Genomic DNA, 14,345 nt, shown 5'->3' with positions numbered 1-14,345 from the left:
CATCGTCGCGATGCTACTCGCCGCCGCCCTCCCCCTGACCTCGCTCCATGCCGATGTCGGTAGTTCGATGGACTCGTTCCTCAATGACGTTGGGGGCGCAGCGCAGGTCAACGGTCCAACCGCGTTCCAGGGTCAGTCGGCGGGTTACTACAGCCTCGGCAATGTCTGGACGCGCTTCCCTCAGAAAACGACCAACATCGCCAACCTCCAGCTGCCGCGCGCCCGCGCTGGCTGCGGCGGGATCGACATCTTCGCCGGCTCCTTCAGCTTCATCAATGCCAGCGAGATCGTCGCGATGCTCAAAGCCGTCGCCAACAACGCGGTCGGGTTCGCGTTCTCCCTCGCGATCGACACGGTCTGCCCCGAGTGTTCGAAGATCATGCAGGAGTTCAGCCAGAAGGCCCAGCTCATGAACAACCTCAACATCAACTCGTGCGAATTGGCCCAGGGCCTGGTCGGCGGAATCTGGCCCAAGGGCGATCTTGCCGACAAGGCGATCTGCGAGGCGATCGGCAACTCCGAAGGGATTTTCACCGACTACGCCGCCGCCAAGCACGGCTGCGGCACCCGCGGCCAGCGCACCAGCACCACTGCGGCGGGTGCGGGCAAATACGACGACGTCAATCCCGGCGTGGCGCGCAACTACACCTGGACGATCCTCAAGAAGTCGGCGTTCTTCTCGCCGAACGGCGCCCTCGACCAGGAGCTTGCCGAATACGCGATGACCTTGCTGGGCACGATCATCTACGTGCCGCCCAAGGACGACGAACCGGGCAAGTTCGTGCCCATCGTCGGCGAAAGCTCCTCGACCCTCGTCACCTCGCTGCTCGATGGAACATCGAACGGCAATGTCCTGACCTTCCACTGCGACGAAACCGACAAATGTCTCGATCCGGGGTTCCGCTCCCTCAACCTCCCCGTCTCGAAATCGCTGCGTCACCGGGTTTCCACGCTGATCGACGGGATGGTGCAAGCGATCCGCGATGACACTCCGATCACCGCAGCGCAGAAAGAGCTGCTCCAGGTCTCCTCGGTCCCGCTCTACAAGATCCTCACCGTCCAGGCCGCCTACGGGCGCGGCATGCCGACCGATGATCGCGAAACGCTTGCCGAGCTCGCCTCGGTCGACTTGCTGTTCGCGGTGCTCGACCGGATCGTCAGCGAAGCCGGGCGCTCGATGTCGAGCTTTATCGGCGCCGACGAAGCCAAGATCGCGATGTGGCAGGGGCAAGTGAACACCGTCCGCCAGGCGCTCGCCGACCGGCAGGCCAACACCCACCTCAAGGTCAATGCGGTGTTGCAGATAATAGAGAAGACCGCGTTCATTGAGAACGTGCTTGCGACGCAAATGTCGCCCGGCATGGCCGCCGCGCTCGACTGGTCGCGCGGCCTTCAGACCCGCGCGCTCACCCACTGACATTCCTTCAAGCCGAAGAAGGCACCCAATCCCATGCTCGAGATCTTCACGATTGGCGGCGGCGACTATCTGGTCAACGTGTTCCAGGCGGTTGCCGCCTGGACCGGTAGCGGCGGTTACAAGAGCCTGCTCCAGGTCGTGATGGTCATGGGGCTGGCGCTCTCGGCGATCACGCTGGCGTTTGGCCAGGACTGGCGCGCCTGGATCAACTGGTTCCTCGGCGCTACGCTGATGTACACCTGCCTGATGGTGCCGCGCACCGACGTGCACATCACCGACCGGCTCAACCCGAGCCTAGCGCCCGCCAATGTCAGCAACGTGCCGCTTGGGTTGGCGCTGATGGCGAGCTTCACCAGCCAGGTCGGCGACTACCTGACCGGCTCGGCCGAGGTCGTGTTCGGCCTGCCCGGCGATCTCAACTACTCGAAGAACGGGATGATCTACGGCGCACGGCTCTATGACGCGACCCGCTCCCTTCGCGTCTCCGATCCGGAGTTCGCTGCGAACCTCGACGAACATTTCCGCCAATGCGTGTTCTACGATGTGCTGCTCGGTCGCTATTCGATGAAGCAGCTCGCCGAGAGCAGCGATATCTGGACCACGATCGCGCCCGGCAGCCAGGCCCGCGCCCAGCGCTTCCTCACCCGCGACGCCGGCGGCCAGGTCACCTCCACGATTCTAACCTGCCGCGAGGCCTATGACGCAATGAACGCGCAGTGGACATCGCTGATCGACGCCATGGGCACAGCGTTTGGTCGCCAGCTCTACCCCAATCAGACCGCAGCAATTGCCAACGCCAAGCTGTTTGCCGATTTGCCGGTCGCCTACCAGTACCTCACCGGGGTTTCGGCGAGCGCCACCGACCTGTTCAAGCAGACGCTGACGATTAACGCTATGGGCCAGGCGATGCATGGGTTCAGCGGGGCGAGCGGTGCAGGCAATGTCGATGTCTATGCCCAGACCCGCGCCGACATCCAGACCGAGCGGACCTATTCCTCGATCGCGAACTCCGCGATGAAATGGGTGCCGCTGCTCAATGTCGTGCTGACCGTGCTGTTCTACGCGCTGTTTCCGGTGCTGTTTCCGCTGTTTCTGCTGCCGAAGACCGGTCCGCTGGCGCTCAAGGGCTATGTCACCGGGTTCTTCTACCTTGCCGCCTGGGGACCGCTGTTTGTGATCCTCCACATGATACTGATGGTCAAAGGCGCCGCCGACATGACCGCTGTCGCGGGAGCGGGTGGCCTCAGCCTCGCGACGTTCACCGGCATGGCCGACGTCAATTCCGACATCGGGCTGCTTGCAGGCTATCTGATCGCGTCGGTGCCGTTTCTCGCGGGCGGCGTCGCCAAAGGAGCGATGGCGATCTCGCACCAGGCCACGAGCTATCTCAATCCGAGCCAGAACGCAGCTGAGGAAGCCGCGCGCGAGGCGAGCACCGGCAATGTCGCGCTCGGCAACACCAGCCTCGAGAACTCGACCGTGATGACCCGCCAGTTCGCGCAAGGGACGATCACGCCAAGCTTCACCTATGGCGCGGCGCAGACCCGCACGATCAGCGACAGCGGCAGCCAGACCACCAGCTATCCCGAGGCCGCCTACGATCAGCTCCCGAATTCGAGCTACCCGTTCACCCCTACGTTCGGCCGCGACTTCTCCTCGCGCCTCTCGACCATGGCAAGCGGTTACCATGCCAACAGCCAGGCAAAGAGTGCGCTTGCTCAGCAATCGACGATCAGCTCGATCGCGCAGTTCCGCGAGCTGCGCGACCAGACCAATAGCGGCCAGAGCATCGAGAACGCCGGCGGTACGTCGAGCTCCGACAGCGTGCAGAGCGCCTACAGCGAAGTCGATCAGGCCTCAAACGTCCTCCAGCAAAAATACGGGCTTTCGCGCCGCGCTGCGGACGACATCACGACATCCTGGTTCCTGAATGGGGAGGCATCCGGCGGCGCTGGAGTCAACTCTGGTATTTTCAGCGCTGGTGCAAGTTTGAAAGGTGGTCGTAATCAATCGTGGACGGACAGCGACATTGGGATCGCGTCAGAGGACCGGGACAAAATTGCTGGGACGCTTAGCCAGATCTCGGACAGCCACAACTGGACCACGACGCGCGACGGGTTCTTGCGCACGGTAAGCACGTCGACCAACTCCCGAGTGCATTCGACCGCAAGCGGACTCAATGCTTCCCTTACCGAGACCAGGACCAGTTCGCTCGAGGCTCGCCGGTCCGAAGAGACCGGCAATCGCCTCGAACAACAGGCATCGTTCTACTCGGGCAGCAATGCTGCCGGAAATCTCAACCTCAGCCAGACTTACCGCGAATGGGGAATGGCTGAGATCGAGAACAACCGCGATTACTACGGTGACGTTCGGTTTGATGACACGACTTTCCAGCTTAGCCCCAAGGGCCAGGCACTTCAGCGCAAGTTCGTCGAATCTTATGCTGGCAGAATTAAATCCGAGGTCGAAAGCGATCTCGTACTTCCGCCTGTTGCGCCGATTGGCAGCCCGTCGATCAGCACCCCCGCCAGCGTGCGCGCCTCGGCCCCGCTAGGCGCCATCCCTGCGCCAGGTGGCCTACCGCAAAGTCCCCCGCCTTCGACACTCCATGACGAAGTCGTAGGGCAGCAGGGCGCGGGTCGCCAGCGGATCAGTGTTGATCGATCACGCCTTGACGGTCTCACTGGCGGGGCCAAAGGCGCGAGCGCGGAAGCGGCAGACGAAGTGAAAGAGTGGAAACCTAGTGGCCCATGATCAGGTCATTGATGACCACGAAAACGCCGAACGCGACGAAGAGGGTGATAACGCCAATGCCAAGAGCCCGTGCCCAAGGATCAGCCCAAGCCTTCTTGATCCGGTATTCGGTTAGACGGTTCTCGGCCAGCGCGCGATCAAGCTCGGCAAATCCCTCCCATTTCTCGGGGACTGGTTCGCTACCGCGCTTGAAGTCGAAATCGGTCATGATGGCGTTCATTGATCTGCTCCTTTGGAACATAGCAGAAACTTCCGAGCCGAGAAGCTGAAAATACTCGAGTTCGGTCGCATTCGTCGGCGCCAATCCAAAGCGCCCTCCCCTCCCTTACTAATGCGGGGTAGGCTGCCCTCTGATGGTGGACACACTGCGGTGCGTCAGGCTCGCTCCGCGAGCCGGCAAAGGACGGCACCCTTGCAAGGCTCGACGCAGCAGAACGCCAGGCGCGCGGGACTGGGCGTCAGCCGGCGTTCGGCAAGGAGAGCCGCAAGAGTGCCTGCGGGTCAGCGACGAGAACGCCGCACCCTGGTCCGAGCTTGCGAGGCCAGAGTGCGACCTTCGAGAATTCCCGCTCAGCTCAAATATCGTGTGACTTTGAATGCCCCCCAAAGAGGCCTTAAATCTTTGGTCGAATTATTTCTTGTTCGAGCCAAAGCCCCCGCCGTTGCCGCTTCCTCCGGATCCTCCACCTCCGCCGTTTCCTGTCGGAGGTGTGCCAAGACCTCCGCGCGGGCCTTGGTACCCCCCTAAGACCTTTTTAGGGCCGCCAACTGCGATTCCTCTGACGGTTCCGGATCCGCTTCCGCCTTTGATCTTGCTCATCTACGTTGCTCCAACGGCCAACTAGTCTTTCTTGCTCACAGGCGGCTTGGACACGACGCTTCCTGATGTTGGAGGAGCGCCAAGTTGACCACTTGCAGGCCTATGCCCATCGTTGGCCATCGTCGGCGATTTGGGGGCGGTGTATCCCTTCTTCAGGATTACTTGACCGGCCGCCTTGTTATTTTCCGGATTTTCCACACTTAGCCTCCTTCGATGAATTCGACCATTCGGATTGATCCGCCACAAATAAGCATTGCACGCGGCGGCTTCACACAATGCCAAGAGCCACTAGGATCAACGGTCCAGAGCTGTGAGACAAGCAAGTCTCGATCGCCTGGCGTCGAAGATGCAAACGAACCCTCAACCCAAACACCAGCAACCGTCGAACCATCATTCAGATGCACCAATAAATAGGAAGGGCCCCGGCTCCGGTAAGCAAAATCCCATGCGGTCGGCTCGTGATGAGTTGGCCTCAGACCAAGCTTTTGAGTAAGTTTATAAAACTGCTCTGATCGATCAAAAAATACAAGTACAGCAGCCACCACAAGTGGCACTAGAAAGTTTAACGAAAACTGCCATAGCCACTCAGGCAGAATTAAACCTGCCTGAACATGAAAGAGGGGATAGGTAGCCGCTCGATAAGCAACGGAAATCAGGGCAAAGCTAATGACTTGATCGGCTAGTTTAGATTGATTTGCGTCCCTAAATCTACTGCGGACCCACAGAATGATAACCCCAGGCGAAAGCAGACTGGCCAAACTTGTCAATTCTGCAGACGAAGGGATGTCGGACAAAAGAATCCTCCTGTTAACGAATCTTACGCATCTTGAGTCAGGTCAAAGATTGCCACGCTGACAAACTCGTTATCGCGCACTATGCCCAGTTCCCATCGGCAGAATGTTGGAATTCCTCGCGATCGGTAGAAATGTTGTCTGACGCCGTTCAATAAGGTCAGGTATCCACCTGAAGAACCAATTCGTCCGGCTGCCTCAAATACACCGGGGCCTTCGGCTGTGATCAAGAGCGCGCCGCTTCGCGGAAAGGCGTCATTGGAAGCCGCACTACCAGGATCAAATTTCGCAACTGCGGCGCCCAAATCCAGCAAGTCGGAACCAAAATTGTCCTGGAATACATGGCAATTCTGCCCAACACGTAAGAGGCACTTTTCGTTCTCAAATTCGCAAACCAGGGCCGCGACACTGGATTGGTCATATCCAGATGCCAAAACGAGACTTCCAACGGATACGTTAGCGAGCGTAACCAGCTGCGTTTGATGGGCAAAAATCATGTGCGGAGACTGCATCAGAATTAGCTCTCATTCCAGAACTAAACCGGAACGCGATTCAAAAATCTGTGGATCTCAAAGCCACCTCAATTCCGGTCGCCGTCCGGTCACCCACCGTCCTTCAGCTCGTTCACATACGCCTCAGCGCCTCGGTTCATCTGAATCTCCAAGCTTGACCGAAGGCGGTCATAGATTTTGGGAAAAATCAGAGGATTGTTGGCACGTCGAGCAAAGATTGTGTTTTGAAACTCTCGGGAACGACGAGCACATTCCGACGGTTCGCATCCTCCATTCAGCGCAGCAGCCCAAAGCGCTTCGGCCTCGGCCCTTGCAAACTTGAGAGCCTCAACGGCATCCCGCTGTCGAAAAAATTCGCGAAGCGTCCAGCCAAATACCGGTGTAACGGGCGCTATTACTACGGCCACAAAATCAATCAGGCTCAATTGAGCCGCAAAACCTACTGAAAACAAAAGAATCGCAATAACGATCGCGGACCAGAGCAGGATCGAACTATATTTCTCACGAAGCGTGCCATCATACCACAGATTGGTGCGCTGGCAGATAATCCGAGCAAGGTGGATGGGCACTTGTTCGACCGCAGAAGGGTACCACCCTTTCAGTTTCGCCTCGCCATTGGGCCAACGCAGGGCCGCGCCCTCGATAACCTCAGGCTCTACCTTCTTGCCGGCCGCATAGGGATTCCAAGCCATTTCCAATAGTTCACAGTCGAATTGTTCGGCGATGCGGGCGGCCGTTTTCAGTTTCTGCTTCTGAATGCGGTCGATCAACGAGCTATCCAGCATGGCGATCACCAAGGCGGCTGCAGCAACATAGGGCCTCGCATCCGGTGTCATAATTGCAACGACTGCTCCCACCAACGGTGTGATGACGGTGAGAACAAATTGCGCAATCTGCCAGTGACTGGCCTCGCGGTAAGTCTCCGATCTCGCCCGAAGAAATTTCAAGAACCGCGGCTCATTTTGGTGGGTGGTGATTTGATTCTGCATAAGTCAGCACCCGCTATTCGATGATCACCGGGAACGGGTCGCTCTGCCCCACCAGCTTGTCATCGCCCCTCCTGATAATGAATGCTTCCGCCAAGTGGACTCCACGATAGCTCAATTCTTCCCACCTTCGGTTTCCGCTCTGCGGAGCATAGAAGTCGCCGCGTCCTGCATTGAGTGCAATTGCCATAATGCCTGTATTGGTAATCCGCCACTGGACGCGGTAACCGGCCGGCAGTTCTTGTCCGCCATTGACGGTCACGTCAAACCAGATCCCGCCATGCCGATGAAGCACCTCTTCCCTTTGGAGCGGGCGCCCATTCGCGGCGCTTTTCGAGCCATACCATTTCGCCACCACCTGCACGTTTCGCGTGAAGGTCTCGGCTCTAGGCCAACGCGGTGCGTGCATGTGCGGTGGTGCAAAAAAATCGCTCGGCAGGATGCGCACGCCGTAGTTCGCCACCGCATCGACGAGTTCGTCAAGGTGCGCTGCAGTGCTCGCCAACAAACGGCCGACCAATGACGTACCCTCCGACACGCTCGCTTTCGCCAGAACCTCCTCCCCCTTGGCAAAATCATCGCCGAAGATGCGACGCCAGGCCGTGATGCTGGCAGACCGGTCCGGCTCGTCGTAAGCCTCGTCGATCCATTTTCGGTACTTGTTGATGAAGTTCCGAAAATTGGAATATTGCACTTCCGACCAACACGAGGCGAGATCCTCAGAGGTAAGATGCGGATTGGCAATTACCGGTTTGGCGGGTCTCGCCTGCAACCAATCGTCGAGCCTTCCCATAACGGTCTTAAGCGTCGTTGGCACGTTGGCGAACGAATCCGAGTCCTTATCGGTCCAGTGGATATGGCTCGCCAGAAGCGTCGTGAGCAGCACCGACGGGCAGGTGAAAGTAGTCTTGATATCGCGCAGATATTTGAGGAGCCGAGTAATCTTGCGGAACGAGTTCCCGCCCGAATAGCCATTCTGCTTCTTCAGCCACTCGGTATAGCCGACCGGCTCAGAGCGCTCAAACGTGTCCAGCGGCTTGTTGCAGACCTCGAGGCGCCCCGGAATCTGTCGCCCAAGCACGCAAGGCGCGATATCGACCTTGCGATCGCCCGCATAAGTGATCGTCACACAATAGTCCCAGGTCTTGCACTTGTCTCCATAGGTCGAACTGTCAGCAAAGGCCTTGCCCAGCGACTTGACGTAGTCGGCCGCCGTCCAGTCTTTGACAGGCTCGACCATCACCAGCAGATCGGCATCGAACTCGCCGCCATCTACCGGCTTGATGATTGTGTCGTGCGCCCAGGAACCCTGCGGGTAAAACGACTTGATCTTCGGATCCCAGTCGCATTGGCGCACGAAATTCTTGATGGCTTCGACATTGGACTCGAGTGCGTCGAGCCGGGTCTGATTGAGATTCACCGTATCGGTCAGGAACGATTTGAATTGGGATACGAGTTTCACAGAGTGACCGCCCTTTCAGCATTCGTGGGGGCCGGTTTCGATGTCGCTGATCGCGTCCGACTTTGAGCCGGGCGACCGGAACTGCCCGTTGTGCACACTCCGGTGATGTCGCCTTGGCTGTGCTTGCAGGTGCAGTTAACATAGCGTTTCGCCATATTGACCTCCTTTCATGGAAATGGCGGGTCGGGGGCTAGCCCCGACCCGCCGGTGGCTACTTCTTCTTATTGGGACGCTGCGTCAGCGCCGAAGCTGCCGCAGACTTAGCCGCTTTGCTCGACTTCGGATCGCGCAGCACTTTGGACGCTGCAGAGGCAACCTTGGCACTGGTTACCTCGGAGTTTTTCTTGCCTGCCATCACTTTCACCTCCTTCCCCGTTGACCAGTCGCTCGATTCGTCGTAACAGAACCTACGAATTCGTAGGGATTTCGGGCAAAAATGAGCGTCACCAAAGTGACGCAACTTTCCCTACGATATCGTAGATATAGTTATGTTTACATCGTAGGTCAAGGATGCCATCAGAGGAAAACCAGTTTGGAGAGCGGCTGATTGCAGCCCGCGAAGTACGGAAACTCAGCCAAGCTGAGTTGGCGCAAAAATCCGGTCTGCAGGCCGCAGCAATCGGACACTTCGAGCGCAATCGGCGCAAACCGTCGTTCGCGAATGTACGCGCGCTCTCCCAAGCCCTCAATGTGAGTTCGGACTACCTGCTGGGTAGAGTGAAGAGCATGGAAGGTGCGACAACGGCATTCCGTGGTGAGGAGAATTTAACAGACGCCGATCGCGAACACATCCAGATGATGATCGAAGTCATGGCCAAGCGCCGATCAGACGCAAAGTAATGAGCAGGTTTCGCCTCGAATGGGCTCGCAAATGTGGCGAGCGCAAGGCGAAGGAACACGGCTTTACTTCATTCCCGATTGATCCCTTCAGGATCGCAGCCAATGAAGACATCCTTGTCGAGGCGAAGAAGCCCGACCAAGCCGGTGTGAGTGGCGGCATCATCTTCGGAGACCACGGCGTAGGTATTTTCTACGCCACAAACATCACCAGCACTGGTTTCCAGCGCTTTACGATCGGGCATGAGCTCGGTCACTTCTTTCTCGAGGGTCATCCCGAGGAGATCATGAAGCACGCCGCCGTACATATTTCACGCGCGGGGTTCACCCAAGGCAGCAACTCAATCGAGATCGAAGCTGATCATTTCTCGTCCGGTCTTCTCATGCCGACCGGCCTGGTGCGTCGGGCGCTTGACCACAACCAAGTCGGCTTGGTCGGTGTCGAACGCTTAGCGCTTGAGTCTGAGTGTTCGCTGACTGCGTCGGCAATTCGAGCCGCCGAATGCTGTCCCTATCCGATGGCTGTCGTGGTGAGCCGAGGTGAGCGCGTTTGCTACAGCTTCCTATCCGATGGCTTTAAGCAGCTGAAGCCGCGCGCTTATCCCCGAAGAGACGACCTACTTCCCGACACCGGTACGCGCGCGTTCAATTCGGATCCCTTGAATGTTGCGCAAGCACGACGGTCCAATACTGAAACGACACTCAGTGAGTGGTTCGACGGGCCAGACGGAATTCGACTGGATGAGGAAATCATCGGGCTCGGAAGTTACGGCTTCACACTCACAGTTTTCTCAAGCGAGGAGCTTCCGGCAGTGCCGGACGAAGACGAAGATGAGGAGGCTGCACTCGTCGAGAGCTATAGGCCTCGTTTTGCTTATGGGCGGTAGCTGAGACCCTATGCGAGACCAGCAATGTCCCTTGTGTGGCAAAGTGCGGACGAACAGTATCGCGCCGAGATCGCCGAAGAGAGCGGACATAAATTGCGCAAGGTCTAACATTTCCTCGATCAATGCGGGCTCGCATGGCTCGGAAACCTTGGCGACTGAGTCCCCTGCGAAAGCAACTGTTGAGCACTCGCGGCGGACCTCTCAACTAGATAGGATCGCACCCGGTCACAGGTCTTGGCTCGTGGGAGCCGCCCTCCCCTGAGATCCTCAACGAACCTCGGATCGCCAACCGCAAGCCTCCCGAACTTGCTGGGTGGCATCCGGTGCTGCGCTAGGTAGGTCTCGATCTGATCCAGAAGCTCCATAGGCGTCGACTCACTTAGGACTTGTGTTCTTGTTTTGTTCCGTATAGGACGCCATTCCTAGAGTCTAGGATATTTTCCTATGCAATCAGTTTTGGAAGCCCCAGAGATGGACGAAGCGCGGGTAGCGCTGGACCGGTTGATCCTTGAGCGCAAATGCACGTACTCAGGGATTTCGCGGCTGCTCGGCCGCAATGTCTCTTACATCCAGCAGTTCATGCGCAAGGGCAGCCCGCGCCATCTCGACGAGCGGGATCGCGCAATCCTCTCGCGATTCTTCGGCGTGGATGAGGCGGTGCTCGGCGGCCCGGCGCGGCGCTCGGGCCCGGTGATCGATCTGGTCCAGGTGCCGATCCTCGATGTCGAAGCTTCGGCCGGTTATGGCGCCCTTGCCGAAATGGAAGCCAAGAGTGCGCAGTTCGGGTTTGATCCCAATTGGCTGCGCAAACTTACCGCCAGTAAGAGCCCGAGCCTTTCGATCATCGGGGTGCGCGGGGACTCGATGGAGCCAACGCTGAGCGATGGCGACGACGTGCTGGTCGATCTTGGCGACAACCAGACCCGGCTGCGCGACGGGATCTATGTCCTGCGCATGGACGATACCCTTGCGGTCAAACGCGTTGCGATCGAACCGCAGGGCCGCAAGGTTTCGGTGATAAGCGACAACCCCGCCTACCCGACCTGGAACGGGCTCGATCGCCGGACAGTGAACATCGTCGGCCGTGTGCTTTGGTTCGGGCGCAAGTTGCAGTAACTACGAGCCTATGAGCTTGCTTGCCCTTGCCGCCGCTGTCGTCAGCGCCGGCCAAACTTTCACCTGCACCCCCACCCATGTCTATGACGGCGATGGACCGATCTGGTGCGCCGAAGGCCCGCACGTCCGCATTGCCGGGATCGCAGCGCGCGAGATGGACGGAACCTGTCGCGACAATCAGCCCTGCCCTGCTGCCGCTGCAATCCAGGCCCGCGATGCGCTCGTTGATTTGTTCGGCGGCGCACGCGGGACGCTTCGCACCGGCCACGTTGTTGTGCGCGGCCCAACCATGACCTGTATTTCCGAAGGCTCTGCGGGTGGAACTCGCACTGCCGGCTGGTGTACGCTGCCTTCGGGCCAGGATCTCTCCTGCGCGATGGTCGCAACGGGGACCGTGCTCAGATGGGATCGCTACTGGCGGGGTCACCGGTGCCGCTAAGCGCTTGGGAACTGTGGGCCTGCGCCAGCACAGTGCTCAAGACCCACGGTGACAAGGCCGCTCTACATATAGCCGAACAGATCGGCGCGCTTGCGCTCAAGGGCGATGATGAAGGCATCCGCACCTGGCAAGAGATCGCCAAGCGGATCGAACAGCTCCAGACTGGAGCGGAAGCACCGGGAACCCGGCACTGAGCACTGCTGTGATCAGATCCCGATCTCGAACGGCCTGACAATCGACCGATCCTTTTCGGGCGGCTGCTTCTCGGGAGCCGCAACGGGAACCTGGCCCTTGGCTTGCCCCGCTGCGGCAGCATCGCTCAGCAACCCGGCCACTTCGAGTGCCGAACGCTTCATGCCGGTATTCCGCTCGACCGCTGCCTCAAGCCGCGAGGCATTGTTAACGTAGAGCGTCAGGCCATCGCGCAACCGGGTGATCGTGACGAGGAACATCTGCTGGTTTGAGAGATTGCGTTCGCGGCTGTCCATCACCGCGATCCCGCGATCCGAGGTCAGGCCCTGGGCCATATGGGCGTTGAGCGCATAGGCCAGATCGAGCCGCCCTAGCATCGGATCGTCCTTGGCCAATTGATGCTCGATTCCGGTTGAAGTCGTCAGCCGCACCGTGCCCTTATCGATCGCTGTGATCCGCGCCTGATCGGCATTGAGCAACCAGCGCTTGTGGTCGGTATGGGTCCAACGGATGCGGTCGCCACCGTGGAGCGACAGTTCCTTGCGCTCGTAAAGCCGCAAGGCATCGTGCTCGCCCTGAGGTCGCAGCTTGTCGGGGCGGAACTCGAACCGCTTGCCGCGTTCGTTCTCAAGCTCGACCCGCTCGCGCCGGGCATCGACCCCGACGACCGTGTACATGCCCCTGGAGAGGCCTTGAGCGCGTTTGTCGCGTTCGACCTCGACTACCATGCCAGGCTGGTACGTTGCAGCATGGCGCAGCTCTTCCTGCGTGGTGTTGATCCGGGACAGCACCTGGAGGCGCAGCGAGGGTTCGCCGATTTCGCCATTCGCCTTGAGACCGGTCTGGACTGCTTCGTTGACCTTGCCGCGCAGTTCGCGGCCCGATGCATAGATCGCGGTGCGCTCGCGGTCAGCGTAGAGCTTCATCCAGACGAGGTAGCTTTCGTGATCGGTGAGCCCGGTGGACAGCATCCACCACGACATCCACGACACGATGATCGCCGCGATGATCAGCGGGCCTTTGAGGCCGGCTGCGAACATGAAACTGAAGTGGCCTAGGAGCTGGCTGCCACGGGTGAAGTCAACGAGGTTCTTCTTCATTTTGCGGCTCCCTTGGTCGGGGCGACGGCCATGCCGGCTTCCTTGCAGCGGGCTTTCCAGGCGGTGTGGGCACGCTCGCGCAGGGTATGATCGGGGTGCCCCGAGAGCAGCGCATCGAGCCCGACAAAGGCGAACAGCGACTGGCGATAGAGCTTGTCGAGCAGGCCTCGATCGCTTGCCCCAGAAGGGCTGTTTGCCAGCGCCTTCTTGAGCTGCGAGCGCAGCCATTCGCTGACCGCGAGGCCGTCGGCCTCAGCAGCGGCCCGAACCTGCTCGGCAAGCTCGGGGGAGACATAAACTTGAAGGGATATTGGTCTTGGCATTGTCAGGATCCTTCGATCTTGGATCCTGGTTTGCGCCCGCAAGGCTGGTTTGTGGGCTACATCACACAAAAGAACATGTCAAGAACATAAACGCCGCACAATTCCGTCACCTCCACGCTCTTACAAGTTGAGGTGATTTACATTTATCCCGTTAAATCAATCTGATTTCGAAGTGACGAGAGGTCGATTCTAGCTTGGAATTGGCGGATTTGCACGCTGCTCCAACCTGCCAGGCCTGGCGTACGGTGTGCCCCCTGTTCCCTACTTCGAAGTGCGGTACCGGTAATCAGGTTCAAACGCTGAGAAACAATTTTGAACAAGATGCCGGTCGGACCGCCGCACCATGCGGAAACTCGGTTTGCAGGGCCAGGAAACAGATTGGGCGATGCCTCAGGTTAGCATATGATGTAGAACTGAATTCGACATGAGCGGAGCGAATCCATGGCGAGCGTAACCTTGTCGGCGACTCCAAAGGGCAATGGTTTCCAGGCTACTGTCAGCTTCTCGGACGGTGTCGCCATCAGTTCGTTGGAGTCCTATCCGACCCAGGCCGAAGCGATCACTGCCGCCGCGCTGAAATTGCTCGAACTCCCGGACAGGCTCGAGGAGTTCGACGCGATGGAGACCGGCGCGTAGGAGCCTGGCAAACGCAAACGACGGCAGGTGATCCCGGATGCAACACGGGCTGCGAGCATAAAGAAAGGAGGAA

General features: G+C 58.9%; 16 protein-coding genes. 8 read left to right on the top strand and 8 right to left on the bottom strand.

What is annotated here, in order from left to right; genetic code table 11:
• The first annotated feature begins 10 nt into the window (after positions 1-10).
• Positions 11-1,417, top strand: coding sequence for a conjugal transfer protein TraH (locus B9A23_RS00825; protein ID WP_084276806.1), 1,407 nt, complete (start codon positions 11-13; stop codon positions 1,415-1,417).
• 33 nt (positions 1,418-1,450) lie between these two features.
• Positions 1,451-4,171, top strand: coding sequence for a conjugal transfer protein TraG N-terminal domain-containing protein (locus B9A23_RS00820; RefSeq protein ID WP_084276804.1), 2,721 nt, complete (start codon positions 1,451-1,453; stop codon positions 4,169-4,171).
• Here B9A23_RS00820 and B9A23_RS00815 read toward each other — a convergent pair.
• The 6 genes from B9A23_RS00815 to B9A23_RS22635 form a co-directional block, all read right to left on the bottom strand.
• Positions 4,158-4,391, bottom strand: coding sequence for a hypothetical protein (locus tag B9A23_RS00815; protein ID WP_084276802.1), 234 nt, complete (start codon positions 4,389-4,391; stop codon positions 4,158-4,160). The two genes, B9A23_RS00820 and B9A23_RS00815, sit on opposite strands and share 14 nt — an antisense overlap.
• Before the next feature lie 800 nt (positions 4,392-5,191).
• Entirely contained in the window at positions 5,192-5,785 is a 594-nt protein-coding gene (locus B9A23_RS22115; protein WP_139797271.1) for a DUF6338 family protein, read from the bottom strand.
• Positions 5,786-5,808: 23 nt separating this feature from the next.
• The gene (locus B9A23_RS22110) at positions 5,809-6,294 is read right to left on the bottom strand and encodes a hypothetical protein (protein ID WP_217806569.1); all 486 of its coding nucleotides are present in this window, start codon (positions 6,292-6,294) and stop codon (positions 5,809-5,811) included.
• Between the two features lie 89 nt (positions 6,295-6,383).
• The gene (locus B9A23_RS00805; protein ID WP_084276799.1) at positions 6,384-7,283 is read right to left on the bottom strand and encodes an S-4TM family putative pore-forming effector; all 900 of its coding nucleotides are present in this window, start codon (positions 7,281-7,283) and stop codon (positions 6,384-6,386) included.
• 13 nt (positions 7,284-7,296) lie between these two features.
• On the bottom strand, positions 7,297-8,742 hold the full coding sequence (locus B9A23_RS00800; protein ID WP_084276797.1) for an SMODS domain-containing nucleotidyltransferase: 1,446 nt from the start codon (positions 8,740-8,742) through the stop codon (positions 7,297-7,299).
• Positions 8,743-8,953: 211 nt separating this feature from the next.
• Entirely contained in the window at positions 8,954-9,097 is a 144-nt protein-coding gene (locus B9A23_RS22635; protein ID WP_176217829.1) for a hypothetical protein, read from the bottom strand.
• Positions 9,098-9,252: 155 nt separating this feature from the next.
• On the opposite strand from B9A23_RS22635, the gene B9A23_RS00795 reads away from it, so the two are divergent.
• From B9A23_RS00795 to B9A23_RS00770, 5 genes are all read left to right on the top strand, one after another.
• The gene (locus tag B9A23_RS00795; RefSeq protein ID WP_084276796.1) at positions 9,253-9,582 is read left to right on the top strand and encodes a helix-turn-helix domain-containing protein; all 330 of its coding nucleotides are present in this window, start codon (positions 9,253-9,255) and stop codon (positions 9,580-9,582) included.
• Positions 9,582-10,466: an ImmA/IrrE family metallo-endopeptidase gene (locus B9A23_RS00790; protein ID WP_084276794.1), complete on the top strand. Its 885-nt coding sequence runs from the start codon at positions 9,582-9,584 to the stop codon at positions 10,464-10,466. The genes B9A23_RS00795 and B9A23_RS00790 overlap by 1 nt, the downstream gene beginning before the upstream one ends.
• Before the next feature lie 471 nt (positions 10,467-10,937).
• Positions 10,938-11,582 (top strand): S24 family peptidase, encoded by a 645-nt coding sequence (locus tag B9A23_RS00780; protein ID WP_084276790.1) that lies wholly within the window; start codon positions 10,938-10,940, stop codon positions 11,580-11,582.
• A 10-nt stretch (positions 11,583-11,592) separates the two neighbouring features.
• Entirely contained in the window at positions 11,593-12,021 is a 429-nt protein-coding gene (locus B9A23_RS00775; RefSeq protein WP_084276788.1) for a hypothetical protein, read from the top strand.
• Positions 12,012-12,215 (top strand): DUF6961 family protein, encoded by a 204-nt coding sequence (locus B9A23_RS00770; protein WP_254894907.1) that lies wholly within the window; start codon positions 12,012-12,014, stop codon positions 12,213-12,215. The genes B9A23_RS00775 and B9A23_RS00770 overlap by 10 nt, the downstream gene beginning before the upstream one ends.
• A gap of 12 nt (positions 12,216-12,227) precedes the next feature.
• On the opposite strand, the gene B9A23_RS23155 is transcribed toward B9A23_RS00770, so the two are convergent.
• A complete protein-coding gene (locus tag B9A23_RS23155) occupies positions 12,228-13,313 on the bottom strand; it encodes a hypothetical protein (protein WP_139797269.1) in 1,086 nt (361 codons plus the stop codon).
• Positions 13,310-13,636, bottom strand: coding sequence for a hypothetical protein (locus B9A23_RS00760; RefSeq protein ID WP_084276786.1), 327 nt, complete (start codon positions 13,634-13,636; stop codon positions 13,310-13,312). Before B9A23_RS00760 ends, B9A23_RS23155 begins: the two co-directional genes overlap by 4 nt.
• 441 nt (positions 13,637-14,077) lie before the next feature.
• Between B9A23_RS00760 and B9A23_RS00755 the strand changes: the two genes are divergently transcribed.
• Complete coding sequence (locus tag B9A23_RS00755) at positions 14,078-14,272, top strand: hypothetical protein (protein WP_084276785.1); 195 nt, start codon at positions 14,078-14,080, stop codon at positions 14,270-14,272.
• The last annotated feature ends 73 nt before the right edge of the window (positions 14,273-14,345 follow it).

Origin of the sequence: Novosphingobium sp. B1 (assembly GCF_900176395.1) — a bacterium.
GTDB lineage: Bacteria > Pseudomonadota > Alphaproteobacteria > Sphingomonadales > Sphingomonadaceae > Novosphingobium.
Note: the sequence above shows the minus strand (reverse complement) of the source record. Positions and strands in the feature narration are given on the sequence as shown.